The organism is Xenorhabdus aichiensis (assembly GCF_028598775.1).
Lineage (GTDB): Bacteria > Pseudomonadota > Gammaproteobacteria > Enterobacterales > Enterobacteriaceae > Xenorhabdus > Xenorhabdus bovienii.
The window spans coordinates 228,862-255,384 of record NZ_JAQRFO010000001.1 but is presented as its reverse complement, the minus strand read 5'-3'; the positions used below and the strand labels follow the sequence as shown (position 1 = coordinate 255,384).

Annotated in this window: 20 protein-coding genes and 1 tRNA gene; 14 read left to right on the top strand and 7 right to left on the bottom strand. The window is 41.4% G+C overall.

Going from position 1 to position 26,523, the window contains the following annotated elements; genetic code table 11:
- Positions 1 to 85 precede the first annotated feature (85 nt).
- Complete coding sequence (gene sppA / locus PSI22_RS01170; RefSeq protein ID WP_273577943.1) at positions 86 to 1,996, bottom strand: signal peptide peptidase SppA; 1,911 nt, start codon at positions 1,994 to 1,996, stop codon at positions 86 to 88.
- A gap of 167 nt (positions 1,997 to 2,163) precedes the next feature.
- Between sppA and PSI22_RS01165 the strand changes: the two genes are divergently transcribed.
- Genes PSI22_RS01165 through PSI22_RS01155 form a run of 3 tightly spaced genes read left to right on the top strand, consistent with a single transcriptional unit; the run spans position 2,164 to position 5,711 of the window.
- Positions 2,164 to 2,715: an NAD(P)H nitroreductase gene (locus PSI22_RS01165; protein WP_273577941.1), complete on the top strand. Its 552-nt coding sequence runs from the start codon at positions 2,164 to 2,166 to the stop codon at positions 2,713 to 2,715.
- 12 nt (positions 2,716 to 2,727) lie between these two features.
- Complete coding sequence (gene selD, locus PSI22_RS01160) at positions 2,728 to 3,771, top strand: selenide, water dikinase SelD (RefSeq protein WP_273577939.1); 1,044 nt, start codon at positions 2,728 to 2,730, stop codon at positions 3,769 to 3,771.
- Between the two features lie 5 nt (positions 3,772 to 3,776).
- Positions 3,777 to 5,711 carry a DNA topoisomerase III gene (locus PSI22_RS01155; protein ID WP_273577938.1) on the top strand — a complete coding sequence of 645 codons (1,935 nt, stop codon included), beginning with the start codon at positions 3,777 to 3,779 and terminating at the stop codon, positions 5,709 to 5,711.
- Between the two features lie 60 nt (positions 5,712 to 5,771).
- Here the strand turns inward: PSI22_RS01155 and xthA are convergent, their stop codons facing one another.
- Entirely contained in the window at positions 5,772 to 6,578 is an 807-nt protein-coding gene (gene xthA / locus PSI22_RS01150) for an exodeoxyribonuclease III (protein WP_273577936.1), read from the bottom strand.
- Between the two features lie 650 nt (positions 6,579 to 7,228).
- Here xthA and PSI22_RS01145 point away from each other — a divergent pair.
- Positions 7,229 to 8,092 (top strand): helix-turn-helix domain-containing protein, encoded by an 864-nt coding sequence (locus PSI22_RS01145; protein WP_038188925.1) that lies wholly within the window; start codon positions 7,229 to 7,231, stop codon positions 8,090 to 8,092.
- A gap of 298 nt (positions 8,093 to 8,390) precedes the next feature.
- Here PSI22_RS01145 and PSI22_RS01140 read toward each other — a convergent pair.
- From PSI22_RS01140 to PSI22_RS01130, 3 genes are all read right to left on the bottom strand, one after another.
- Positions 8,391 to 8,475 (bottom strand) — tRNA-Tyr (locus PSI22_RS01140).
- A 191-nt stretch (positions 8,476 to 8,666) separates the two neighbouring features.
- The gene (purU, locus tag PSI22_RS01135; RefSeq protein ID WP_273577932.1) at positions 8,667 to 9,515 is read right to left on the bottom strand and encodes a formyltetrahydrofolate deformylase; all 849 of its coding nucleotides are present in this window, start codon (positions 9,513 to 9,515) and stop codon (positions 8,667 to 8,669) included.
- Between the two features lie 67 nt (positions 9,516 to 9,582).
- On the bottom strand, positions 9,583 to 10,044 hold the full coding sequence (locus PSI22_RS01130; RefSeq protein WP_273577930.1) for a YchJ family protein: 462 nt from the start codon (positions 10,042 to 10,044) through the stop codon (positions 9,583 to 9,585).
- A 152-nt stretch (positions 10,045 to 10,196) separates the two neighbouring features.
- Here PSI22_RS01130 and rssB point away from each other — a divergent pair, with 152 nt between their 5' ends.
- From rssB to PSI22_RS01110, 4 genes are all read left to right on the top strand, one after another.
- Positions 10,197 to 11,222: a two-component system response regulator RssB gene (gene rssB / locus PSI22_RS01125; protein ID WP_273577928.1), complete on the top strand. Its 1,026-nt coding sequence runs from the start codon at positions 10,197 to 10,199 to the stop codon at positions 11,220 to 11,222.
- Positions 11,223 to 11,463: 241 nt separating this feature from the next.
- Entirely contained in the window at positions 11,464 to 12,381 is a 918-nt protein-coding gene (gene galU, locus PSI22_RS01120) for a UTP--glucose-1-phosphate uridylyltransferase GalU (protein ID WP_273577926.1), read from the top strand.
- Between the two features lie 24 nt (positions 12,382 to 12,405).
- The gene (locus tag PSI22_RS01115) at positions 12,406 to 13,749 is read left to right on the top strand and encodes a UDP-glucose dehydrogenase family protein (RefSeq protein ID WP_273577924.1); all 1,344 of its coding nucleotides are present in this window, start codon (positions 12,406 to 12,408) and stop codon (positions 13,747 to 13,749) included.
- A gap of 8 nt (positions 13,750 to 13,757) precedes the next feature.
- Positions 13,758 to 14,774, top strand: a complete 1,017-nt coding sequence (locus PSI22_RS01110; protein WP_273577922.1) for an NAD-dependent epimerase — start codon at positions 13,758 to 13,760, stop codon at positions 14,772 to 14,774.
- A gap of 233 nt (positions 14,775 to 15,007) precedes the next feature.
- Here PSI22_RS01110 and hns read toward each other — a convergent pair whose 3' ends face one another.
- A complete protein-coding gene (gene hns / locus PSI22_RS01105) occupies positions 15,008 to 15,409 on the bottom strand; it encodes a histone-like nucleoid-structuring protein H-NS (protein ID WP_254852098.1) in 402 nt (133 codons plus the stop codon).
- 650 nt (positions 15,410 to 16,059) lie between these two features.
- On the opposite strand from hns, the gene PSI22_RS01100 reads away from it, so the two are divergent.
- Positions 16,060 to 16,659, top strand: coding sequence for a thymidine kinase (locus PSI22_RS01100; protein WP_273577920.1), 600 nt, complete (start codon positions 16,060 to 16,062; stop codon positions 16,657 to 16,659).
- A 106-nt stretch (positions 16,660 to 16,765) separates the two neighbouring features.
- On the opposite strand, the gene adhE is transcribed toward PSI22_RS01100, so the two are convergent.
- Positions 16,766 to 19,429 carry a bifunctional acetaldehyde-CoA/alcohol dehydrogenase gene (adhE, locus tag PSI22_RS01095; protein WP_273577919.1) on the bottom strand — a complete coding sequence of 888 codons (2,664 nt, stop codon included), beginning with the start codon at positions 19,427 to 19,429 and terminating at the stop codon, positions 16,766 to 16,768.
- Positions 19,430 to 19,924: 495 nt separating this feature from the next.
- On the opposite strand from adhE, the gene PSI22_RS01090 reads away from it, so the two are divergent.
- From PSI22_RS01090 to oppC, 5 genes are all read left to right on the top strand, one after another.
- Positions 19,925 to 20,569, top strand: coding sequence for a YchE family NAAT transporter (locus tag PSI22_RS01090; RefSeq protein ID WP_273577918.1), 645 nt, complete (start codon positions 19,925 to 19,927; stop codon positions 20,567 to 20,569).
- A gap of 613 nt (positions 20,570 to 21,182) precedes the next feature.
- Positions 21,183 to 22,826 (top strand): ABC transporter substrate-binding protein, encoded by a 1,644-nt coding sequence (locus tag PSI22_RS01085; protein WP_273577917.1) that lies wholly within the window; start codon positions 21,183 to 21,185, stop codon positions 22,824 to 22,826.
- Between the two features lie 124 nt (positions 22,827 to 22,950).
- Complete coding sequence (gene oppA / locus PSI22_RS01080) at positions 22,951 to 24,588, top strand: oligopeptide ABC transporter substrate-binding protein OppA (protein WP_273577916.1); 1,638 nt, start codon at positions 22,951 to 22,953, stop codon at positions 24,586 to 24,588.
- A gap of 82 nt (positions 24,589 to 24,670) precedes the next feature.
- Positions 24,671 to 25,591, top strand: a complete 921-nt coding sequence (gene oppB / locus PSI22_RS01075; protein ID WP_273577915.1) for an oligopeptide ABC transporter permease OppB — start codon at positions 24,671 to 24,673, stop codon at positions 25,589 to 25,591.
- Between the two features lie 14 nt (positions 25,592 to 25,605).
- A complete protein-coding gene (gene oppC / locus PSI22_RS01070; protein WP_038195238.1) occupies positions 25,606 to 26,514 on the top strand; it encodes an oligopeptide ABC transporter permease OppC in 909 nt (302 codons plus the stop codon).
- The last annotated feature ends 9 nt before the right edge of the window (positions 26,515 to 26,523 follow it).

Sequence of the window (26,523 nt, the reverse complement as noted above, 5' to 3'; positions counted from 1 at the left end):
GCCGGATTATAGGGAGTATATGGAATAAAAAAAGCCTGATGTAAGGATCAGGCTTTAAATTTGATGATATTGTCTGACGCTATTTCTAGCGGATATCTGCACAGTTCAGGCAGAACGTATAGATATTTTGAGGATCATTCATGCGGTTATAAAATACAGCTTGCTGTTTCATATCTTGCGCAACTTGGGCAATTGGAGCTGGCAGCATTGATTGTAGGGCATTTGGCAGCAGTGCTTGTGCTGATGAGGAAAACTCCAGCATGAGTTTTTCAGAGAATGAGAGTTCTGGTTGCATCCAATTCAATGATACTGTTTTGATACCAGCCAATTCAGCAGCTTTATTGACTGCGTCATCAAAGTCACCTAATTGATCGACCAGACCCTTCTTCTTGGCATCACTGCCACTCCAGACTCGACCCTGAGCGATTTCTTTAATTTCGTTCTGTGTCTTTTGGCGAGATTGTGCGACCAGTTCGATAAATTTATGATAGCCACTTTCAATAGACAGTTGCATGACATCAGAAAACATAGGGTTTATTCCTTTGGTTGCTGAAATGTCTGCCAGTGGATGCGTTGAAATACCGTCGGTATTTACACCAAGATAATTTAAGCCTTTTTCATAAGTATTGAGAACACCAAAAACACCGATAGAGCCTGTTAGCGTATTTTTGTCAGCGATGATGTAGTTAGCTGGGGTTGAAATCCAATAGCCCCCTGAGGCAGCAAGTCCTCCCATGGACACAACAATCGGTTTTTGATTTTCTTTAACAATATTACCTTCTTTATTTTTTACCGCTGTACCTTCACGGATAGCAGCAAGTTCACTGCGGATAAGTTCAGATGCACTGATACTGCCACCGGGGCTGTTCACGCGTAATACAATGGCTTTTATATTTGGATTCAGCCGTGCTTCACGAAGTTGTTCCGCTATGGTGTCACCGCCTGCTATGCCCTCGGATTGTCTGCCATCCATGATTGCACCTTCAGCAATAATTACGGCAATGTTGCTATTGCTTTGATCAGAATTTTTGATTGGCTGCTGTGCGATATAATCATAGAGGCTGATGTAATTGAAGTGTTTGTTTTTTTCATCCCAACCAAATTTGTTGCTTAGTTCTGTTTCAATGACATTTCGAGGTTTAATTTCGTCAACTAACTTATTTTTTGCAGCATACAGTGCACTATCTCCACCCGCTTGACGGAATTCTTCAATAAACTGGGTTGGTTCCGGCAGCACTTTATCGACAGGGATTTTTCTGTTAACTGCAATCGTATTGCGGTAATTGTTCCAAAGTTCATTCAGCCAAAGGCTATCTGCTTGACGTGCTTCTTCGGACATATTGTCCCGTGTCATTGGTTCTACCGCTGATTTATACGTGCCGACACGGAAAATATGGGTGGAAACTTTCAGACTGTCCAATAATGACTTGTAATACAGATGATTGGTTGAGAAACCATGGAGGGACACGGCTCCCTGTGGAGAAAGATACACTTTATTGGCATAGCTGGCTAAATAATATTGGGGTTGGCTATAGCTATCACTGATGGCGATAACAGTTTTACCTGCGGCCTTAAACTCGTTGATGGCCTTGCCAATATATTGCATGGAAGGTTGATCGGCACCGAGAAAATTATCCAGTTTTAATACCATACCAGTAATTTTAGCATCATGTTTTGCCCGTCGAATACTGTCAACAATGTCGAACAGAGACGTTTCCTGCGAGCTGCTACTGGATGCACCGATAAGATCCCGGCCAAGTTGATCTAATGGACTACGGGCGGAGACTTGGTCAACAACAATGCCAGACAGATCGACATATAAGGCTCCACGATAATCATCGCCAGATTTGGATTGTTGCTGATAAACCAGAACGCCAGTAGCCACTACAATAACTAATAGGATAAAAATCAGATTTGAAATAAGTTGGCGAGCGAAATTTAGCAGTTTCCAACTCCATTTAAATAATACTGCTATAAACTTCCATAAAGTACGCATGTCGTCTCCAGTTATAAGAGCAAATAGGGTTATCCTAATCAGCTAGTCCGTAAATGTCAGCCGGAAATCACAGGAATGACTGAAAAAATAGTTTCTGTACTTTCATTTAGTAACGAATAAACAGAGAATGTTGAGCCGTGACAGATTATCTTATACAGGAGAAAATTATGAATGCTTTGGAACTTTTGTTGAATCGTCGTTCAGCTTCACGTTTAACCACGCCCGCCCCCGAAGGAAATGAGCTGGAGTATATTCTGGCAGCAGGGATGAGAGCGCCAGATCATGGGGCATTGCGTCCTTGGCATTTTGTCGTCATGCAGGGCGAGGGTATTGATAAATTCAGTAAATTGTTGGAAAAATCGGCGATTGAGAATGCTTTAGGCCAAGAAGTTGAGGAAAAAGCGAGAAATGCACCTTATCGTGCACCTATGATTATCACTGTTATTGCCAAAGTTGTTGAGAATACGAAAATACCTGCATGGGAACAAGTCGTAGCGGCTGGCTGTGCGGTTCATGCCATGCAAATGGCGGCTGTGGCTCAAGGGTTTGGTGGAATATGGCGTTCAGGATCATGGACAGAAGATCCAGTTGTCAAAGCAGGTCTGGGATGTGGAGAGAATGATAAAATCGTCGGGTTCCTTTACTTGGGAACACCGGAACTCAAAGCACCGGCAAAAGTAGCACTACCAGATTTAACAAATTTTGTTAGTTACTTCTAAGTGGAGTCAGCTATGTCAACTGAAATCCGTCTGACTCAGTATAGCCATGGTGCTGGATGTGGCTGTAAAATTTCACCCAAAGTGTTGGAAACTATTCTGCACAGTGAGCAGGCAAAATTTTTCGACCCAAATCTACTGGTTGGAAACGAAACCCGTGATGATGCTGCCGTATACGATATCGGCAATGGTATTGGCATTATCAGTACTACGGATTTCTTCATGCCGATTGTCGATGATCCATTTGATTTTGGCCGCATTGCGGCCACTAATGCCATCAGTGATATCTATGCGATGGGGGGAAAGCCAATCATGGCGATTGCGATTTTGGGCTGGCCAATTGCTAAATTATCTCCAGAAATCGCGCAAAAAGTTATTGAAGGAGGCCGGGCCGTATGTAAAGAAGCTGGCATTTCTCTTGCTGGTGGGCACTCGATTGATGCACCTGAACCTATTTTTGGCTTGGCCGTGACGGGTATCATTAATATCGATCGTGTGAAACGCAATAGTCAGGCAAAAGCGGGAAGCATTTTGTTCCTGACTAAACCTTTAGGTATTGGGGTATTGACTACTGCTGAGAAGAAAGGACTCCTTCAACCTGGGCACCAAGGTATTGCGAAAGAAACGATGTGCCAGCTAAATAAGGCAGGTGCAGATTTCGCTGGTATTGATGGCGTTACAGCAATGACGGATGTCACGGGTTTTGGCTTACTCGGGCATCTGGGGGAAATCTGTAAAGGTTCCGGCGTTCAGGCAACGGTCAACTTTTCACAAGTCCCAAGATTGCCAGATGTTGATGACTATATTGAAAAAGGCTGCGTGCCCGGAGGAACAGGGCGCAACTTTGACAGTTATGGACACTTGATTGGGGAACTGACAGCACGTCAGCGCCATCTCTTGTGTGATCCACAAACTTCGGGTGGTTTATTGCTGGCAGTACTGCCAGATGCCGTGGAAGAGGCGAAGGCCATTGCACGAAGCCACAACATTGATTTGATTGCCATTGGTGAACTGACTGAACCACGCTCAGACAGGGCATTGATTGAAGTTATTGAATAAATTCCATGCGTCTTTTTATTGCAGAAAAACCTAGCCTCGCGCGAGCTATTGCAGATGTTTTGCCTAAACCCCATCGTCGGGGGGATGGGTTTATTGAATGCGGTAACAACCAATTTGTGACTTGGTGCGTAGGCCATCTATTGGAGCAGGCCGAGCCAGATACCTACGATAGCCGTTATGCGCGTTGGGTCTTGTCTGATTTACCGATCATTCCTGAAAAATGGCAGTTGAAGCCACGGGCTGCCGTGGCTAAACAGCTCAACACGATTAAATCTCTTCTGGAAAAAGCGGACGAAGTTATCCACGCAGGTGATCCTGATCGCGAAGGGCAATTACTGGTGGACGAAGTGCTGGATTTCCTGAGCCTTAGGGATGATAAAAAACAGAACGTCCAGCGCTGTCTGATTAATGACCTGAACCCCCAAGCGGTAATCAAGGCGATTGAACGTCTGAGGAGTAATCGGGAATTCATCCCCCTGTGTGTTTCTGCACTCGCCAGAGCCAGAGCCGACTGGCTCTATGGCATTAACATGACCCGTGCTTATACATTATTGGGACAGAATGCTGGCTATCAGGGGGTGTTATCTGTCGGACGTGTCCAGACACCGGTTTTGGGGTTGGTTGTTCGTCGTGACGAAGAAATAGAGCACTTTGTGCCGAAAGATTTCTTTGAAGTTAAGGCGCATATTGTTACACCAAACGAGGAACGATTTACGGCCTTATGGCAGCCTAGTGAGTCCTGCGTTGATTTTCAAGATGAAGAAGGGCGGCTCATACATCAGCCATTGGCAGAGCATGTAGTGGCTCGTATTACGGGACAGCCTGCTTATGTTACTGCCTATCAGGATAAGCGGGAATCAGAAACGGCACCGTTGCCATTTTCTCTTTCTTCCTTGCAGATTGAAGCGGCCAAGCGTTTTGGTTTAAGTGCTCAGAATGTACTGGATATCTGTCAGCGACTCTATGAAACCCATAAACTGATCACTTATCCGCGTTCTGATTGCCGTTATTTGCCTGAAGAGCATTTCGTCGGGCGTCATGCTGTCTTGAATGCCATTTCGATTCATTCTTCTGATTTACTTCCGCAGGATGCACTGGAGAGTGATAAGAAGAACCGTTGCTGGGATGATAAGAAAGTTGATGCGCACCACGCGATTGTTCCTACTGCTCGAAGCAGCCAAGTCAATTTGACAGAGAATGAAAGGCAAATTTATGGTTTGATTGCCAGACAGTATCTGATGCAGTTTTTACCAGATGCGGTATTCCGTAAATGCACGATTGAACTTGATATTGCGGGTGGCAAATTCATTGCTAAAGCGCGTTTTCTGGCCGAAGCAGGTTGGAGAACTCTTCTTGGCAACAAGGAGCGGGATGAGGAGAATGAAGGCACTCCATTGCCTGTTGTTGCCAAGGGGGATGAGCTTTTGTGTGAAAAAGGGGAAGTGGTGGAAAGGCAGACTCAACCGCCGCGCCCTTTTAGCGATGCGACTTTACTATCCGCTATGACAGGTATTGCACGATTTGTACAGGATAAATCACTGAAGAAGGTGCTACGTGCGACGGATGGATTAGGTACAGAGGCAACAAGGGCCGGTATTATTGAACTGCTGTTCAAGCGAGAATTCTTGTACAAAAAAGGGCGTAATATTCATGCTACGCCTGCTGGACGAGCACTTATTCATGTATTGCCGGATATGGCTGTATTACCGGATATGACTGCACATTGGGAATCCAGATTAACGCAAATCAGTGAAAAACAGTTTCGTTATCAGGATTTTATGCTGCCCCTTCAGGAAACGTTACAGCAGTTAATTTGGCAGGCGAAGCAGTATCGAAACTTGAAAGCTTTTAGGGACTTGCCTCTTGTTCCTATGAAAGGCAAAAAAGGGAAAACAAAACAGGTAAAAAAGGGCAAAGAAAAAGCGAATAAAACGGAATAAGAGTAACTGAAATGATAACACAGCACCGTCATTGAAGGTGCTGTGTTTCATGTTTGAAAATTATATTTCAAACTCTGCCCAGACCGGTGCATGGTCAGATGGTTTTTCCATGCTGCGGATAGCGTAATCTATGCCAGAAGAGAGGCACCGTTCTGCCAATGGGCGGCTGGCAAGCAGCAAATCAATGCGCAGCCCTCGATTATCATCAAACCCCTTTGAGCGATAGTCAAACCAAGAGAATTGGTCGCTGGCTTCTGGATGCTGTGCCCGGAATGTATCGATTAAGCCCCAGTCTTTAAGACGGCCCATCCATTCTCTTTCTTCCGGTAAAAAAGAACACTTCCCCGTTTTTAACCAGCGTTTCTGATTATTTTCTCCGATCCCAATATCGAGATCAGTTGGGCTGATATTCATATCACCCATAATGAGAATATGTGAATCTGGAGATTGGTTTTTTTCCAGATAGCGATTCAGATCCTGATAAAACTTCTCTTTTGCTGGAAATTTAACCGTATGTTCACGGCTTTCGCCTTGAGGAAAGTAACCGTTGATTACGGTCAATAATCCTTGCGGCGTTTCGATATCAGCCATGATGATGCGCCGCTGTGCTTCACCATCATCAGTAGGAAAGCCTTTACGAACAGCAACGGGTTGCTGACGGGTGAGCAGGGCAACACCGTAGTGGGATTTCTGGCCGTGATAGAAGATATGGTAACCAAGCTTGCTAACTTCTTCTAAAGGAAACATTTCATCATGAACTTTTGTTTCCTGCAATCCGATAACATCTGGTTGGTGCTGTTCAACGATGGCAGCAAGTTGGTGAGGACGCGCCCGCAGGCCATTAATATTGAATGAGACAAATTTCATATCGTTATAATCACCTTTAGAATAAGCTGTTTTTCAATGTTAACAGATATAAATAAGAATGTAACTATTTATTAAATAATAATTTTTAGCTGATTACTTAGATATCTCGCTATTTTACTCCTATATGTCATACTATACTGAATATAATACTCTCATTACCTGAAATTTTGAGTGAGTAATCGTTTTTAAATAATGAAAACCACAGAATTAATAAATGGTAAATTAATGGATAAATAACGGTCTGTTAGTTATAATGAGTTATATTCAACATTTGATATTATAATTTTTGCAAGGATTTTTATTTTCGAAATTTATTTTGTGTCACGCATTACAAAAAATAATTAATGAAAAAGTAGAAGAGTTAATCAATCTCTGATAGAAAATTAAACGTGTAGGTCATGCTTATATTTATTAATGGCTTACAATCACGGTGGAATATTCATCATGATATAGATGAATAATATAGTTCATCTAAACCGCATTATTGCATCAGGGACTGGTATTTTTATATAAATGCCATTTGAAAAACATTTGTTTTTATTGTACAAAATTATACCTTCATAATATCAAGTTTGATTTAGCGGTTACCTGATGAGAAGGCCATTTCAAGGAAATTATTTTAGCCACAAGTTACATAGGAACGGTGAATTATGTTTTTTTCTCGTAAATTAGAAGCATTCATGGCGGTGGTGGAAATGGGTTCTTTAAGCAAAGCGGCAAGAGTGATGAACCGTACGACTCCCCCAGTCGCTAAATCAATTAAAGACTTCGAAGCGACGTTAGGAAAGCGCTTATTTAAAAGGGAGAAGTTTGGGATGATTCTGACCAAAGACGGAGTGGAGCTATATAATGACCTAAAAGAACTCTATTTGAAAGAGAAAGAAATTACAAAGAAACACATCAGCGGGAGTATTTGTAATGTTGTAAATATATACCATGATTGGGGTAAGAAAAAGCATCTAATTTCGCTTTATAAAGCAGCAGACAGAAATAATGCTCAGGTTAATATATTACGCTTCAGTTATGATAACATCGATGAAATAGTTGATTATGAGGGCAATACGATAATTTTAAGTTCAGAAAAAGTACTTAGTGATCGATTCAGCCTTGTCCGAAAAATTGAAGGTCCAAATTTAGGGATCTGCTGCCGTAAAGAATTATTGGATGAGGTTCATGGCGACTTTACTCAATTGCTGAAAAAGAGAACATGGTTATGTGATCCAGTACTCTATAAAGGTAATTTGATAAAGAACTTAGAAGAAGAGATGATAAGAAATGGAGAGAAAGTCAATATACGGCAAATGGATAGTATCGAGTGCTGTCTTAATTTTATTCAGTCAACAGATTATATCTTTATTACAGATTCCCACTCTGGTGCATTGGAAGAGGGAGAAAGCTTAGGCTTCATTCCAATATCACGAACTGATGCAGTTAATCAGTGTTATGTCTACAAATCAAAATCTCATTCAAGCGTGTTAAATCGCTTTATAGACTCTGTCAGCGATATGGAGTAATCAGATTGCATAAGCGGAGCGAAATGCCATACCCCAGCTCCGCTCTTGGTGCTTATTCAAACACGCTAATTTTGTAATATTCATCTGCTCTTTGAGCGAATTACTTGTTCTTTCCCCATGCGGACACCTGTTGATTGTGGCAGTTGATGAAAGTAACAGAACATCTATTTGATGGTGTGGGGGAAGGATAATTCGTCACTTCTTTCCCCTTCCTACGGATCATCGAAGGTTTTTGTCTTTTTCAAGATGGTAATTTATTGACTTTTGGATTTGTTTGAAATTAAGAATATTTCTTTGATGGTGGTGGGGGAAGGATTCGAACCTTCGAAGTCTGTGACGGCAGATTTACAGTCTGCTCCCTTTGGCCGCTCGGGAACCCCACCAAATTTTTAAATTGCATGCTATCGTTGACAGCGGACGGCATAATATCAGATAAGCCGCCGCTGTAAAGTAGATAATTGAAAATAAAGTATCAAATGCTGTTTTTTTAAACTTGATGCTCAAATCCCGTTCCATCAGGTCAGATCATCAACAGTAATTAGCGCCTGACAGCCAAAAAATACTTTATCTTTTATCAAAGAATGACAGTACGATTACCATACACAAAAACCCGCTGAGAAAAGACCCAGTGCAATGCCTGACTCAGGACATTTTTTTCAACATCCAATCCTGCGCGCTTCATCTCCTCGGCAGTATAGGTATGATCCACATTTATCACATCCTGTGTGATGATTGGGCCTTCATCCAAGTTATCATTCACATAATGTGCAGTCGCACCTATTATTTTGACGCCACGCTCATAAGCCTGATGATAGGGGCGGGCACCAATAAAAGCAGGCAAGAATGAATGATGAATGTTGATGATTTGGTTCGGATAATGCTGAACAAATGCCGGCGTCAAGACACGCATATACTTAGCGAGTACAACATAATCGGGTTTATATTGATCGATTTGAGCCATCAATGCTTCGTCATGTTGTTCTCGGGTTAAACCATCATGACTAATGTAGTGGAACGGAATATCAAATTGCTCAACCAAATGTTGCAGGATCGTATGGTTGCCAATAACGGCAGCAATTTCGACATCCAATCCACCATAAGCGCTTTTCACCAAGATGTCACCAATACAATGAGCTTCTTTTGTCACCATGATAACAATACGGCGACGACCCGCTGTATTTAATTCACGGTTTGAACCCGCAGGCAAGGCATCATCCAGATCGGCTAGAAATGTTTCATCATTGAAAATACCTTCCAGCTCTGTGCGCATAAAAAAACGGCCAGTACGATGATCTACAAATTCATTATTTTGAACAATATTCAATTGATGCTTGTAGCAAATGTTCGTGATCTTTGCGATTAATCCTTTGGCATCAGGACATATTGTACGCAAGATTTTTTTTTGTATGTTTGCGTTTTGCATAGATTACATGATCCTTAAATGTTCTTCACTGTGTGTGAGTTGTTGTGTTTGATATTTGGATATTGATCTAGCCACAGCACTTTTTGTATTTTTTGCCTGAACCACATGGACAAGGGCTATTACGGCCTGTTTGGGGACGTATGCCATCTAAATAAAACCAATGCTGGTCAATGCGCAAAAAACGGGAGCGCTCATGAATCAGTTGCCTATCTTGCTTTCCTTGCTCAATAAAGCAGGCTGAAAATTCGACATAAGATTCGTTATTATGTTGCCCTTCATCTGTCCCAATAACATTTAGACCTAGCCACTGCACATCCGCAAAACTCTGTTCTATTTCAGAACGCCAGCTTTCAGCTTGACAATCTGGGTGCCAGGTCGCGATGAGATAATCTGCATTTTTTGTTGCATAAGCACTATATCTGGAACGCATCAAAGATTCGGCATCTGGAGCGGAGTGGTGATTTTCAAGATAGGGGCCGCAGCAATGTACGAAAAGTGAGTCGCTGCCACAAGGGCATATTTTTGTCAAAATAACTCCGGTTGTTTAAGTAGTTGCTGTTAATATGACCGATACTGCAAAGATATGTAAGAGTACAAATAGTAATGACCTATTGGACTATCATTGGCTGATGATACCCGAATATGGGTAATAGCCGCAATGCTTGGTAAGGGGCTACTGTTGTGGAAAAGGTATTGCAGGGTAAGAGGATATTAGTTGTAGAGGATGAACCCGTTTTTTGCTCCTTATTAACAGATTACCTAAACTCTCTGGGTGCGATAACGATGTGTGCATCAAATGGAAAAATGGCATTACAGACGGTTGATAGAGAGATAAAACCTGAACTCATTTTCTGCGATTTAAGCATGCCTATTATGGGTGGCATTGAATTTATGGGCCATATGGCGATGAAGGGGTTGACTATTCCCATCATTATTGTTTCAGCAACAAATAAGATGACGGAGATAGATGATGCGCTGCGCCTTGGAGCTAAAGACATTCTGTTAAAGCCGATAGCCAATCTCAATGAGGTAAAGAAAATGGCTTTGGATTATTTACATCCGAAGGTATTTATGTCTGATGCGATAGAGCAAAACCGCCTGATTCAGGAACTGTCGAGACTAAAACAAAATACGGAATCAGTCTGGTGTTTATTAAAACAACTACAGCCACCTGTCTCCCAAATTATTGCTAACTGTAGGGTAAATTACCGCTTATTAAATACAGTAGGTAAAATGGGTTTGGTTTTTGACATCACAGCACTTTCTGATAATGAAATGATTTTCTATTGTCTGGATATTGGCCGTTCGAAAGATAATGGTGCTGTATCTGCCCTGCTATTGAGAGTGGTTTTCAATAATTTATTGAAAAAACGAAAGTTTCATAAAAAAAGTGGTCTGCCAGATATGCAAGAGATCATGAACTGGGTGAACCAGATATTAAATGATACGGAGATTTCGGAACCACTTCCATTATTATTGGGCTATTACAATACGCATAATAAAACCATCTTAATGTCATCAGCAGGATTAAGTGCGCGTATTCAATCTGGTAATCATCAACAGCAGCTGGGTAGCGGGATTCCTCTTGGTACGTTGAAGATAATTCATTCACATCAGGTATGTGAACATAGTTCTCTTTGGCAATGCCGCATATGGAATAACAAAAATCAAATAAAACTGATGTTTTCTCCACCATTTTATCAGTGATCCTATAACATTTATGCATCATTCTCAGGCGATATTAAACATTGAATTATGGGAATGTAATTAAACGCCAGCGTGCTGTATATCTAGCTGAGTTAGCTGGTATACTTGAGCGCATCATTTTTTACGTCTGTTTTACGCGGGCGATTTTCTTCACACATACGTTTTTTCAGAAAGTTAGTGTTATTGTTTAAGCTGCAAAAGGAGTTTTTTCAGCGACAACAAAGCCGTAGGAGACAATGTAATGTCAGTTATAAACAAAAAGGTAAAAAAAGCTGTTATTCCTGTTGCTGGTTTGGGAACAAGGATGTTACCGGCTACTAAAGCCATTCCTAAAGAAATGCTCCCGCTGGTTGATAAACCACTTATTCAGTATGTCGTTAATGAATGTATTAAGGCGGGTATTAATGAAATTATTCTGGTTACGCATTCATCCAAAAACTCTATAGAAAACCATTTTGATACCAGTTTTGAGCTGGAAGCGATCCTTGAAAGAAGGGTCAAGCGTCAGTTGCTAGATGAAGTACAGTCGATTTGCCCAAATCATGTGACAATTATGCAAACCCGTCAGGGGATCGCAAAAGGATTGGGCCATGCGGTGTTATGTGCTAAGCCCCTGATTGGTGATGAACCATTTGCTGTCATTCTGCCAGATGTCATTTTGGATGAATACAGTACAGATCTGTCGAAATATAATTTGAGTGAAATGTTGTCACGCTTTAATAGCAGTGGAGCGAGCCAGATTTTGGTCGAACCCGTTCCTTTGGAAAGCGTCGCAAATTATGGCGTTGTTGATTGCCTTGGCGAAAATTTGCAACCCGGTGACAGCAAACCTATTGTTCGTGTCGTTGAAAAACCCAAGCCGGAAGAAGCCCCATCGAATCTTTCCATCGTTGGTCGCTATGTGTTGTCTGAAAAAATCTGGCCATTATTGGCGAAGACTGCACCTGGTGCAGGAGATGAAATTCAGCTGACAGATGCCATTGCTATGCTGATGGAAAAAGAACCCGTTGAAGCTTATCACTTACAAGGCCGCAGTCATGATTGTGGTAATAAATTGGGTTATATGCAGGCATTCGTCGAATATGGTATGAAGCATAAGGACTTAGGTACAGCATTCAAGGATTGGATCATGACATTGCAGAATCAGATCGAAAAATAATCTATTGGTAATTTAAGGTGTGATATGAAAGTTACTGTATTTGGTATTGGCTACGTGGGCTTGGTTCAAGCAACTGTATTTGCCGAAGTCGGGCATGATGTACTTTGTGTTGATGTTGATGCAAAAAAAGTCGAAAACCTGAAAAATGGCCAGATCCCTATTTTTGAGCCAGGTTTAGTGCCGCTTGTGAAGAAAAATTATATGGAAGGGCGCCTGAATTTTACAACGGATGCTAAAGCCGGTGTTGCACATGGCAAATTACAGTTTATTGCAGTAGGAACGCCTCCTGATGAAGATGGATCAGCAGATCTCCAATATGTCACTGCCGTAGCCCGTACCATTGCAGAAAACATGGATGGCTACAAAGTCGTTGTTGATAAATCAACGGTACCTGTGGGTACGGCTGATAAAGTCAGAGCAGTTATGCAAACGGCACTAACTCAACGCAGCGCAGATTTTCCATTTGATGTTGTCTCCAACCCTGAATTTTTGAAGGAAGGAGCAGCGATTTCTGACTGTATGCGGCCTGAGCGTATTATTATTGGCTGTGATAATGACAATGTGATTGATGTGATGCGTGAACTGTATGAGCCATTTAATCGTAATCATGATCGTATGATTGTCATGGACATCCGCAGTGCAGAGTTGACTAAATACGCAGCTAACTGCATGTTGGCAACTAAGATCAGTTTCATGAATGAAATTGCAAACTTGGCAGAAATGTTAGGGGCTGATATTGAGCATGTACGTCAGGGAATAGGTTCTGATTCGCGTATTGGCTATCATTTCATTTATCCAGGATGCGGATATGGCGGCTCATGTTTCCCGAAAGATGTTCAGGCATTAATACGGACTTCCGAGCAAATTGGATATACACCTAAAATACTTCAGGCAGTGGAACTGGTTAACGAAAAACAAAAGAGTAAGCTGCCTACTTTTGTTAAACGCCATTTTGGTGATGATTTATCAGGTAAAACATTCGCAATTTGGGGATTATCATTTAAACCTAATACGGATGATATGCGTGAGGCATCAAGTCGCGTATTAATGGAAGCATTGTGGGAAAGCGGTGCTAAAGTGCAGGCATATGATCCAGAAGCCATGCAGGAAGCTCAGCGTATTTATGGCCAACGTGATGATCTTTCTTTGATGGGAACAAAAGAAGCGGCATTAAAAGGTGCGGATGCTTTGATTATCTGTACGGAATGGCAGAACTTCAGAGCGCCTGATTTCGATATAATGAAGGACTCAATGAAGTCGTCAATAATTTTTGATGGGCGCAATCTTTATGATCCAGAACGACTGCAATCGCGTGGATTCACTTACTATGGCATTGGTCGTGGCGCCTCTATCAATCCCGTTATTTGAGTTATGATATGAAATTTTTAGTGACAGGTTCTGCTGGTTTTATTGGTTTTCATGTTAGCCAGCGATTATTGGATATGGGGCATGAAGTTGTTGGTATCGATAACATCAATGATTATTATGATGTTAATTTGAAGCAGGCGAGATTAAATTTATTACTCCCTCATCCGCGTTTTCAATTTGAAAAATTAGATCTGGCCGACAGAATTGCAATCTCGGAATTGTTTGCTGAACACCAATTTCAGCGAGTCATCCATTTGGGCGCTCAGCCGGGTGTTCGTTATTCAATACAAAACCCAATGGCATATATTGACGCCAATATCGTTGGTCATATCAATATTCTTGAAGGGTGTCGTCATAATCGTGTTGAACACTTATTATATGCATCTTCAAGTTCAGTGTATGGATTAAATAAAAAGCAACCGTTTTCCACCAATGATTCGGTTGATCATCCTGTTTCTTTATATGCGGCGACGAAAAAAGCTGATGAGTTAATGTCTCACAGCTATTCGCATCTCTATCAACTACCAACAACGGGATTGCGTTTTTTCACTGTATACGGGCCGTGGGGACGCCCTGATATGGCTTTATTTAAGTTCACTAAAGCCATGTTAGAGGGCCAGTCAATTGATGTTTATAATCATGGTAATATGGTGAGGGATTTCACATATATTGATGATATTGTCGAATCTATAATCAGATTGCAAGATATCATTCCTACTCCTAATAAAGACTGGTCAGTTGAAGATGGGTCGATATCTTCCAGTTCTGCTCCGTATCGTATTTACAATATTGGTAACGGTCAGCCGACAAAATTGGGTGATTTTATTGAAGCTATTGAAGCGTCATTAGGGATTAACGCCAAGAAGAACTTTATGGAAATTCAGGATGGCGATGTGTTATCAACTTGTGCGGACTCCAGCACACTTTATGATAAGATCGGCTTTTCACCTGATACCCCAGTGAAGGAAGGGGTGAAACGGTTTGTCGATTGGTATTTGGATTTTTACCAGAAATCGGAACAATGAAAAGGCAGTAAAAAGGAGCGGTTCGCTCCTTTTTTATAATTCTATGTTAATAAAAAACTAAGTTAGTGTTAAATTTGTTTTTAGCACATCGTGAATATGCAGGCGATTTGGCCGTTAATATAACCCTCTGTGCTCTTACATCAGCCAATAAATAACTTAGTTAGATATATTAATCATAAAACAAAAATACCCTTGAGAGGGTATTTTTGTTATTAAGTTTACAAAAAAACTGATTAGATCAAGAAATCGTCCAGCTTTTTGCCTTCTTCATCAATTGCTTTTTTGATTACAGCTGGTGTACGGCCTTGGCCAGTCCAAGTTTTAGTTTCACCTTCGTCAAAGTATGAATATTTGGCTGGACGTGTAGCACGCTTAGATTTGCTAGTGGCTTTACCGCTTAAAGCATCTACTAAATCGCTTAATTCAATGCCGTCTTTCTCCAGCATTTCACGGTATTCTTGAAGCTTACGGCTGCGCTCTTCTATTTGTGCGCGAGCTTGGCTATCTTCGTCACGACGTTCTTCAACAACAATCGTTAGTTTTTCCAGCATTTCTTCTAAGGTAGTAAGTTCACATTCTCTTGCTTGTGCGCGCAAGGTACGGATGTTATTTAAGGATTTTAAATTTTCGCTCATTGTCCTGGTCTCAAATTATAATGATGATGATGGCTGATGTACGGATAATAATAGAATGCTATTTTATTTTCTGCAATAGCGAATTTACTTTCTCAGGCTAAAACATATCATTTTAAAATGCAATTCTTTTAGCAATCGATATATTGCGTTTTAATCCTGCTATTGGGTTTATCATTTCTCAATAACCGTTTGAGGTAGATTACTACAAAGCTGAGTGGGAGATAAACTTCTACGTATAAAACTAATTTATAGTCAATCCGTAAGGAATGTTAACTGTTCTTCTCAAAATAAGGTGAAAGACAAGGATGAGATGAAAGTTTTTTTGTGGGTAATCCATTAGTTATGATTATAGTGATTGAATTGAACAAAAGTAAACCACTTTGATTATTAATATGCAAAGAATGGAAGGGAAAATAACTATTTCTTTTTGATGTTAAATTCGTTCGTTTATCATGCCGAATGTGCTTATGGAGTTGATTTTATATGCACAAATGTGATGATTATCATGAAAATAATCTTTTCTTATTTGTTCTAATTTCTTTCTGCTAGGTCGCATTTGTCAATAACCGGGGATAATTTCAGGCGGAATTTGTGGTAAACTTGCGGGGATATATCACCTGATTAAATTTGACAAAAGGATGGACGGGCCAATGGCTCAGCTTTATTTTTATCATTCTGCTATGAATGCAGGGAAATCAACTTCTTTATTGCAGTCTTCCTATAACTATAACGAAAGGGGAATGAGAACGCTGATTTTTACAGCAGAAATCGATACTCGATTTGGTAAAGGAAGGGTCAGCTCCCGTATTGGTCTATCTGCAGATGCCTTATTGTTTTCACCGGAGATAAATATTGCTGAACTCATCAGGCGTGAAAACGAGGTGGAAAAAGTCCATTGTGTCTTGATTGATGAATGTCAGTTTTTAACGAAAGAGCACGTCGAACAGCTGTGCGAAATTGTTGATTATGACGATATCCCTGTCCTTTGTTACGGATTACGAACCGATTTTCAAGGTGAATTATTCAGTGGAAGCCAATATCTTCTCGCTTGGTCAGATAAATTGGTTGAACTGAAAACCATTTGTCATTGTGGAAGAAAAGCCAGCCGTGTACTGCGTTTTGGCAGCGATGGAAACGTTGTTTATGATGGTGCACAGGTTGATATTGGAGGCAATGAAAAATACGTCTCCGTGTGTCGTAGGCACTATACTGACGTTATTCGTGAAGCTCAGACAAAAAAAATTCCATGAACCTGGCGTCTTTATGTTTGCATTATCATGAAGCCAGAAAATGAAATAATAAAAAGGCGCAGAGGATGGTCTCTGCACCTTTTAAATTACATCACATCATCATTGACTACTGTTTTTTATTATTTTTTCTGCTTGGTTTTTCTGCCTCCTGAGATATGGCATATTCTGTGAATTCACGACCATAGAAAGAATCCAGCATCAATTGCTTCAACTCAGAAATTAGTGGATAACGCGGGTTGGCGCCTGTGCATTGATCATCAAAAGCGTCTTCTGCGAGTTTATCGATTTTCGCCAGAAAATCGGTTTCCTGAACGCCTGTTTCACGAATTGATACTGGAATACCTAACTGAGATTTTAGCTCTTCCAGCCAAGCCAGTAATTTTTCAATCTTGGCGGCAGTGCGATCCCCTGATGCCGTCAACCCCAGATGTTCTGCAATTTCAGCATAGCGGCGTCGTGCCTGTGGACGATCATATTGACTGAATGCAGTTTGTTTTGTTGGGTTGTCGTTAGCGTTGTAGCGAATAACGTTACAGATCAACAACGCATTCGCCAATCCATGTGGGATATGGAACTCAGAACCCAACTTATGAGCCATGGAATGACAGACTCCCAGAAAAGCATTAGCAAAGGCTATTCCGGCAATGGTTGCTGCATTATGGACGCGTTCGCGGGCAACTGGATTTTTAGCGCCTTCATGGTAACTGGCAGGCAGAAAATCCTTCAGTAGCTTCAGCGCTTGCAATGCTTGACCATCAGAATATTCATTAGCCAAAACAGAAACATAAGCTTCGAGTGCATGGGTAACGGCATCCAATCCACCAAAGGCACACAGTGACTTTGGCATATCCATGACAAGGTTTGCATCGACAATCGCCATATCAGGTGTTAATGCATAGTCTGCCAATGGATATTTCTGTCCAGTGATATCATCGGTAACAACCGCAAAAGGTGTTACTTCTGAACCTGTTCCAGAGGTGGTTGTAATAGCTACCATTTTTGCTTTCACGCCCATTTTGGGGAATTTATAGATGCGTTTGCGGATATCCATAAAACGCAGTGCCAATTCTTCAAAGTGAGTTTCTGGATGCTCATACATAACCCACATAATTTTGGCTGCATCCATAGGTGAACCCCCTCCGAGGGCAATGATGACATCAGGTTTAAACAGATGCATTTGTTCGGCGCCCTTGCGGACGATGCCTAAAGTCGGATCGGCTTCAACTTCGAAGAAAACTTCGGTTTCTATTCCGTGAGATTTCAATACGTTGATAACTTGATCGGTGTAGCCGTTATTAAACAAGAAACGGTCTGTCACGATGAAGGCACGTTTTGCGCCATCTGTAGCAACTTCTTCCAGTGCTACGGGCAGGGAGCCACGGCGAAAATAGATTGATTTGGGAAGTTTATGCCACAACATATTCTCGGCTCTTTTGGCGACAGTTTTCGTATTGATCAGGTGTTTTGGCCCCACGTTTTCGGAAATGGAGTTTCCTCCCCAAGAGCCACAACCTAGTGTTAGAGAAGGGGAGAGTTTGAAATTGTAAAGATCGCCGATTCCACCCTGAGATGCCGGTGTATTTATCAGAATGCGGGCAGTCTTCATCTTGTCGCCGAAATATTTGATACGTTCGGCTTGATTATCCTGATCAGTATAGAGAGAGGAGGTGTGACCAATGCCACCCATTTCAACCAGTTTTTCTGCTTTTTCAACGGCATCTTCAAAGTTTTTACCACGGTACATAGCAAGCAGTGGCGAAAGTTTTTCATGGGCAAAAGGTTCTGTTTCGTCCACCAGAGTGACTTCACCGATAAGAATTTTAGTTTCTTCAGGAACGCAAATACCTGCCATTTCAGCAATCTTGGTTGCAGGTTGACCGACAATGGCAGCATTCAGACTGCCATTTTTCAAAATGATATCTTGAACGGCTTCAAGCTCCTCTCCTTGCAGGAGATAACCACCGTGGGTCGAGAAACGTTTACGGACTTGATCATAAACGCTATCGACGACAATCACAGATTGCTCAGAAGCACAAATGACGCCGTTATCGAAAGTTTTGGACATTAGAATCGATGCTACGGCACGTTTGATATCCGCAGATTCATCGATCACCACTGGCGTATTACCCGCACCAACACCAATTGCGGGCTTGCCTGAGCTATAGGCTGCTTTTACCATGCCGGGCCCACCCGTTGCCAAAATAAGATTAATATTAGGGTGATGCATTAAAGCATTGGATAGCTCAACAGAAGGTTCATCTATCCAACCGATGATATCTTTTGGCGCCCCGGCTGCAACAGCAGCTTGAAGAACGATTTCTGCCGCCCTATTGGTTGCTTTTTTGGCGCGTGGATGAGGTGAAAAAATAATACCATTACGGGTTTTCAGACTGATAAGTGCCTTGAAAATCGCGGTTGATGTTGGATTTGTGGTTGGAACAATACCGCAAATCAAGCCAATAGGTTCAGCGATGGTTATCGTACCGAAAGTATTATCTTCAGATAAAATCCCACAGGTTTTATCATCTTTATAGGCGTTATAAATATATTCAGAAGCGAAGTGATTTTTGATCACTTTATCTTCCACAATACCCATACCAGATTCAGCTACAGCTAACTTTGCCAATGGAATACGGGCATCTGCTGCCGCGAGAGCAGCCGCACGGAAAATTCGGTCAATTTGTTCTTGGGAAAAATGGGCAAATTCTCTCTGGGCTTTTTTTACACGAGCAACTAATTCATTGAGTTCGGCAATCTGAGTTACAGCCATAAAATTACTCCTGATAAACGTTAAATTTTTTAAGGAAATTAGCTGTGAGATTATTCATTTATTAAACAATATAGCGAGATTCATCGTTCGAAATTCAATCATGAACACCGCTAATTACCTTAAAAAATTATCTAAATTAATGAGTTGATATATTAATTATGCACCTTGCCTGATATTTAATGTTGAGCACAGCTTATCACTTGCTAGCTTTTTTTTAGTGATTTAGATCACTAAAATATTAGCTGATTCCATTCAGCTAATATTCCTTTGAGAATAATTATCAATTGAAAGGTGAGTGTGAATTTAAATATCTATTTAACTTTAATGGCACAATTGATTAACTAAATCTTTATAGTATGTCTTACGTAGGACGTTGCTTTGATTGAATCAGAACGCTGGGTTTATTGATTTAACGTAACGAAAAAATATTTCTTTTACGGTATTTTCTTAAGTGTTGTTAAAAGTTTTGTTTATTTATATAAAGAGAGGTTATGTGTGAGCGAATCATTGCTGGGTTTTTCTGGGTATATTAAATTTTTGATGGGGTTGTTTGCCTTGGTGAACCCCATCGGAATTTTACCTGTCTTCATTAGTATGACGAATTATCAGACCCCAGCGGGGAGCAATAAAACAAACCTTATCGCAAATTTATCTGTTGCCATTATTTTGTGTATTTCATTGCTGATAGGTGATTCTATCCTGCAGATGTTTGGCATTTCTATCGATTCATTTCGTATTGCAGGTGGGGTGTTGATAGTGACAATTGCGATGTCAATGATTAACGGCAAACTGGGTGAGGATAAACAAAATAAGCAGGAAAAATCAGAAACAGCGGTTAGGGTAAGTATTGCGGTTGTTCCATTGGCATTGCCTCTTATGGCAGGGCCGGGAGCTATCAGTTCCTGTATTGTATGGAGTGCACGTTATCAAGGATGGCAAAATTATTTGGGACTTGCATTAACCTGCCTGCTATTTACGTTTTGTTGCTGGTTATTATTTCGTTCAGCGACCTTACTGGTCAAATTTTTGGGGCAAACAGGTATTAATGTGATTACCCGAATTATGGGGCTATTGTTAATGTCGCTGGGAATTGAGCTTATTGTTACGGGAACAAAAGCCGTGTTTCCTGGATTACTGTGATATTGCACAGGTAATGATAACGTTTGTACTGATTTAGAAAGTTAATATAAAAAATAGAAACTTTTTACTGAAATAGGTAATGAATTAACCAAAAATGAGTTAATAAACAACCAATGAGAAGCATGATTAATCAATGGCGTCGTTTCTGCATCATTTTTTAAAAACAATTATTTATATTTTATTCCTTTCTTATCGGCTATTGCTGCAAAATCATACTGTAATTTTCTACACTATTTTCTTTCCATTATTCCACTAACGGGTGTCTTGATTCTCTATTTTGTGATGGATGTGGACTTTTACTCTGTGATGATTGCATTTTGTTAAAATAATGTTTATTTTCTTTTTTGGTAGAATTGTGTGGATCCAAGACGATAAAAATAAAAATAAAATCAATGATTATCAATTAGTTGTATTTGTTTCGTGAATGTATTTTGCACGAAAATGGCAAGTTACTTTAACTATTTAATAAACCATTTATAAAAATATTATAACAATTATTATTCGAATGTGGATTTTTAATAGACGAATTACCATTTATTAACAAAATGAGTAAGATGTTGGGATTGGTCAATTAAAAAACAATTAATTTACTGTTGATAACTTGGAGCGGAAAATGAGGAAAACACCATCAAAGTTGAGTCAGTTAATATCGACTATTGCTTTATTATCGTTTCCTGTAGCGCAGGGAATGGCTGCAACTGTTCCTCCAGGAGTGGCATTGGCTGAAAAGCAGGAAGTGACCGTTAATAATGGTGTTGAAGTCGCTTCACTTGATCCTCATAAGGTCGAGGGTGCACCTGAGACGGCAATTATTCGCAATCTACTGGAAGGATTGGTTACGACAGGGCCTGATGGTGAGACTGTACCCGGGGTAGCAGAAAAGTGGGAAAATCAAGATTATAAGGTATGGACGTTTTATTTACGTGATAATGCCAAATGGAGTGATGGTAAGCCAGTAACAGCCCATGATTTTGTCTATAGCTGGCGTCGCCTTGCTGATCCTAAAGTGGGGTCACCTTATACCAGTTATCTGCAATATACTTATGTCCAGAATGCTGAGGATATCTTAAAAGGGAAAAAATCGCCTGATCAATTAGGCGTCAAAGCGCTGGATGATCACCGTTTTCAAGTGACTCTCAGCCATCCGGTTCCCTATCTGGTAGACATGTTGAGCCACACAGCAATGAAACCCGTCAGGCAAGATGTGGTTGAGGCATTCGATAAAAAATGGACGTTACCAGAAAATTATATTGGCAATGGGGCTTATGTACTGAAAGATTGGGTTGTCAACGAACGCATCGTCTTAATACGTAACCCGCAATATTGGAATAATAAAGAAACCATCATTGAAAAAGGCACCTTCCTGCCCATCGTCTCAGAAGTCAGTGATATTAACCGTTACCGCAGTGGTGAAATAGACATTACCAACAGTGCTATTACGCCTTATCTGTACCAAAAGATGAAGCGGGATATTCCAGACCAACTACAAGTTTCACCTTTCCTGTGCACGTTCTACTATGAAATCAATAACAGAAATCCACTGTTCAAAGATAAACGGGTGCGTGAAGCGATTAAATTGAGCCTTGACAGAAATATTATCGCTGAAAGGATTATGGGGCAGGGACAGATTCCGGCTTATGGCTTCACCCCTATTTACATTGGTGATGGTAGCTTTACTACCAGCCCAGAATGGGCAAGCTGGACTCAAAAACAACGTAACCAACGGGCAAAGGATCTATTGAAAGAAGTCGGTTTTGATGCCCGTAATCCTCTCAAATTCACTTTGTTGTACAACACGTCAGATCAAAACAAACAACAAGCTATTGCCGCAGCATCAATGTGGCAGAAGAACATTGGTGCACAAGTGACGTTGCAGAATCAAGAATGGAAAACCTCACTGGAGAGCCGCCATCAAGGAAATTATGATGTGGCAAGGGCAACATGGTGCGGTGATTATAACGAACCTTCTTCCTTCCTGAATATTTTGTTGTCCGATAGCAGTAACAATACAGGCTTCTATCAAAGTGCTGCCTTTGATAACTATCTTAGTCAGGCTCTGGCCGCGAAAGATGAAGCCGCACGTAAAGTATTTTACCAGCAGGCCGAAGCTCAGCTTGATAAAGACTCAGGTCTGATACCGGTTTATTACCGTGTCAGTGTGCGTCTGATTCGCCCGACGGTGGGGGGGCTGACAGGGAAAGATCCCCTTGATTATATCGATTTTAAGAATCTCTATATTAGAAAAGTGAATAACTGATCGTTATTGCAAAGGATTGTCTTACTACAAACAAAATCGTTCCTTTTGGATACGGAAAACAACCATTCCAAAAAGTGGATATGGCTTTTAAAAGTCGGATGATATCAATTGGAGTAATAATAAGATGATAAACACAACAAAGAAAAAGTTAGCTGCTGGCATTACGGCGGCGCTAGGCATGATGATGGGTTGGCAGGCATTGGCTGCACAGGTTCCTGCGGGAGTGCAGTTGGCTGAAAAACAAGTTTTGGTGCGTAATAATGGCTCTGAGCCGCAATCTTTAGATCCTCATAAAATTGAAGGAGTACCAGAATCCAATATAGCTCGTGATTTATTTGAAGGGATTGTGATTAATGGCCCTAATGGCGAAATTTTACCCGGCGTAGCGACTCATTGGGAAAATCAGGATTTCAAGGTTTGGACATTCCATCTGCGTAAAGATGCGAAGTGGTCGAATGGTGACCCGGTTACTGCGCAGGATTTTGTTTACAGTTGGCGCCGACTGGCTGATCCAAATACGGCATCGCCTTACGCAAGTTATCTCCAATATGCTCATATTATTAATGTTGATGATGTCATCAAGGGAAAACAAAAGCCGGAGTCACTGGGTGTTAAGGCGTTGGATGACCATACCTTTCAGGTAACACTCAGCGAACCCGTTCCCTATCTGGTCAGACTATTAATTCATTCGACAATGTCACCAGTGCACCGTGCAACAGTTGAAAAATATGGAGATAGATGGACTCAGCCGCAAAATTTCGTAGGTAATGGCGCTTATAAACTGAAAAGCTGGAGTATCAATGAACGCCTTGTTTTCGAGCGTAGCCCAACATATTGGGATAACAAAAATACTATCATTGACCAAGTTACCTTCCTGCCTATTTCGTCTGAAGTGACTGATGTCAACCGCTATCGCAGCGGTGAAATTGACATAACTTATAGCAATCTACCGATCGAGCTATTCCAAAAACTAAAAAAAGAAATTCCCGATCAGTTACGTGTTAATCCTTATTTGTGTACTTACTTTTATGAAATTAACAACCAGAAGCCACCCTTCAATGATCCTCGCGTCCGTACTGCATTGAAATTGGGTATGGATCGCGATCTGATTACTAACAAAGTTAAAAATCAGGGTGATACGCCCGCTTACGGTTGGGTGCCGCCTTACATTGCCGATTTTAAAGATGAAAAACCAGATTGGTACACCAAATTAAACCAGCAGCAACGTAATGAAGAAGCCAAAAAACTCTTGGTAGAGGCGGGATTTAGCAAAGACAACCCTCTGAAAATCAGTTTATTGTATAACACTTCTGATCTGCATAAAAAAATGGCGATTGCGGCGGCCGCCATCTGGAAGAAAAATATCGGTGTTGAGGTTTCTTTAGAGAATCAGGAATGGAAAACTTTCCTTGATACCCGCCATCAAGGCAATTATGACATCGCTCGTGCAGGCTGGTGCGCTGATTATAACGAACCCACGACTTTCCTGAATGTTAAATTATCTTATAGCAGCAATAACACGGCTCACTACAAGAGTGAAGCATTTGATGCTTTGATGAAAGAAGCACTAAAAGTGAAGAGCGATGCAGAGCGAGCAGAAATCTACAAACAAGCGAATGCTCTGATAGATAAAGATTCCGCCGTTGTTCCGCTTTATTACTATGTAAGTACCCGTTTAGTGAAACCTTATGTGGGGGGTTATACCGGTAAAGACCCATTGGATAACATCCATACCAAGGATTTTTACATTATAAAACACTAGGAACAGTCGGGTGGCCTGAATCAGGTCACCCGACTGTAAAATTATTAAAGGCCATGGTTTGGTCAAACAATAGGAACGGGCAATGTTTAAATTTATTTTACGCCGCTGTTTAGAGGCGATCCCGACACTTTTAATTCTAATTACTATTTCATTTTTCATGATGCGGTTGGCACCAGGCAGTCCATTTACGGGTGAGCGAAAATTACCGCCAGAAGTGATGGCAAATATCGAAGCGAAATATCATCTGAATGATCCTATCTATAAACAATACTTCAATTACTTAGTCCAGCTTTCAAAAGGGGATTTTGGCCCATCATTCAAATACAAAGATTACAGTGTTAACGATTTGGTGGCGGAAGCATTGCCAGTTTCTGCCAAATTGGGATTTGCTGCTTTTATTATGGCCGTCGTATTGGGCGTCAGTGCGGGCACTATCGCAGCACTGAACCAGAATACTAAATGGGATTACACGGTGATGGGGTTTGCCATGACAGGGGTGGTGATCCCCAGCTTTGTGGTTGCCCCCTTATTGGTACTGGTTTTTGCCATTATATTGAAGTGGCTGCCGGGTGGTGGCTGGAACGGCGGTGCACCGAAGTACATGATCCTGCCGATGGTGGCTTTGTCCCTTGCTTATATTGCCAGCATCTCCCGTATTACCCGTGGTTCTATGATAGAAGTACTGCATTCAAACTTTATTCGTACGGCACGAGCCAAAGGGCTGCCATTGCGAGCGATTATCTTCCGTCATGCTTTGAAACCTGCCTTATTGCCGGTCATTTCTTATATGGGGCCTGCATTTGTGGGCATCATTACGGGTTCAATGGTTATCGAAACCATCTTTGGCTTACCAGGACTGGGTCAGTTGTTCGTTAATGGCGCCTTAAACCGTGATTATTCACTGGTATTGAGCCTGACGATTTTGGTAGGAGGATTGACTATTCTGTTCAATGCCATTGTTGACGTGCTGTATGCCGTCATTGATCCGAAAATTCGTTATTGAGACTGGAGCACGCAATGTTACTAAATAAACGAAATAGCGAAGCTCTGGAAAATTTTTCTGAGCAACTGGAAGTTGAAGGCCGCAGTTTGTGGCAGGACGCACGACGCCGTTTTATCCACAACAAGGCAGCGATTACGAGTTTGTGTGTGCTGCTTCTCATCACATTATTTGTGATTTTTGCGCCAGTGTTGTCTCAATTTGCCTACGACGATACGGATTGGAATATGATGACGATGCCACCTGATTCCGAATCTAGCCACTATTTTGGCACCGACTCATCAGGGCGTGATCTGCTGGTTCGTGTCGCTATCGGTGGGCGTATTTCATTGATGGTCGGTATTGCAGCCGCTTTGATTGCTGTGATAGTCGGCACGCTGTATGGAGCGACATCAGGCTATCTTGGCGGTAAAGTCGATATGATCATGATGCGCCTGCTGGAAATATTAAACTCCTTCCCATTCATGTTCTTCGTGATCCTGCTGGTGACTTTCTTCGGGCAAAACATCCTGTTGATTTTCGTGGCAATAGGCATGGTGTCATGGTTGGACATGGCGCGTATCGTCCGTGGTCAAACATTAAGCCTCAAGCGTAAGGAGTTTATTGAAGCCGCATTAGTTGGCGGTGTATCTACCCGTCATATCGTTTTGCGCCATATCGTACCGAATGTATTGGGAGTTGTGGTGGTTTATGCCTCATTGCTGGTGCCAAGCATGATCCTGTTTGAATCCTTCCTGAGCTTCCTTGGATTGGGAACGCAGGAGCCGCTCAGTAGCTGGGGAGCCTTATTAAGCGATGGTGCCAATTCAATGGAAGTCGCCCCGTGGTTGTTGTTGTTTCCGGCTGGTTTTCTAGTACTGACCCTGTTTTGTTTTAACTTTATTGGTGACGGCCTGCGAGATGCCCTCGACCCGAAAGACCGTTAAGGAGAGCCT

Excerpts from the sequence above, each read along its gene's own strand:
- oppB (WP_273577915.1), top strand. The coding sequence starts at position 24,671 with ATGTTTAAATTTATTTTACGCCGCTGTTTAGAGGCGATCCCGACACTT.
- PSI22_RS01145 (WP_038188925.1), top strand. The coding sequence starts at position 7,229 with ATGTTTTTTTCTCGTAAATTAGAAGCATTCATGGCGGTGGTGGAAATG.
- purU (WP_273577932.1), bottom strand. The coding sequence starts at position 9,515 with ATGCAAAACGCAAACATACAAAAAAAAATCTTGCGTACAATATGTCCT.
- PSI22_RS01085 (WP_273577917.1), top strand. The coding sequence starts at position 21,183 with ATGAGGAAAACACCATCAAAGTTGAGTCAGTTAATATCGACTATTGCT.
- galU (WP_273577926.1), top strand. The coding sequence starts at position 11,464 with ATGTCAGTTATAAACAAAAAGGTAAAAAAAGCTGTTATTCCTGTTGCT.
- xthA (WP_273577936.1), bottom strand. The coding sequence starts at position 6,578 with ATGAAATTTGTCTCATTCAATATTAATGGCCTGCGGGCGCGTCCTCAC.
- hns (WP_254852098.1), bottom strand. The coding sequence starts at position 15,409 with ATGAGCGAAAATTTAAAATCCTTAAATAACATCCGTACCTTGCGCGCA.
- sppA (WP_273577943.1), bottom strand. The coding sequence starts at position 1,996 with ATGCGTACTTTATGGAAGTTTATAGCAGTATTATTTAAATGGAGTTGG.
- oppA (WP_273577916.1), top strand. The coding sequence starts at position 22,951 with ATGATAAACACAACAAAGAAAAAGTTAGCTGCTGGCATTACGGCGGCG.
- adhE (WP_273577919.1), bottom strand. The coding sequence starts at position 19,429 with ATGGCTGTAACTCAGATTGCCGAACTCAATGAATTAGTTGCTCGTGTA.
- PSI22_RS01155 (WP_273577938.1), top strand. The coding sequence starts at position 3,777 with ATGCGTCTTTTTATTGCAGAAAAACCTAGCCTCGCGCGAGCTATTGCA.
- selD (WP_273577939.1), top strand. The coding sequence starts at position 2,728 with ATGTCAACTGAAATCCGTCTGACTCAGTATAGCCATGGTGCTGGATGT.
- PSI22_RS01110 (WP_273577922.1), top strand. The coding sequence starts at position 13,758 with ATGAAATTTTTAGTGACAGGTTCTGCTGGTTTTATTGGTTTTCATGTT.
- oppC (WP_038195238.1), top strand. The coding sequence starts at position 25,606 with ATGTTACTAAATAAACGAAATAGCGAAGCTCTGGAAAATTTTTCTGAG.
- PSI22_RS01165 (WP_273577941.1), top strand. The coding sequence starts at position 2,164 with ATGAATGCTTTGGAACTTTTGTTGAATCGTCGTTCAGCTTCACGTTTA.
- PSI22_RS01100 (WP_273577920.1), top strand. The coding sequence starts at position 16,060 with ATGGCTCAGCTTTATTTTTATCATTCTGCTATGAATGCAGGGAAATCA.
- PSI22_RS01115 (WP_273577924.1), top strand. The coding sequence starts at position 12,406 with ATGAAAGTTACTGTATTTGGTATTGGCTACGTGGGCTTGGTTCAAGCA.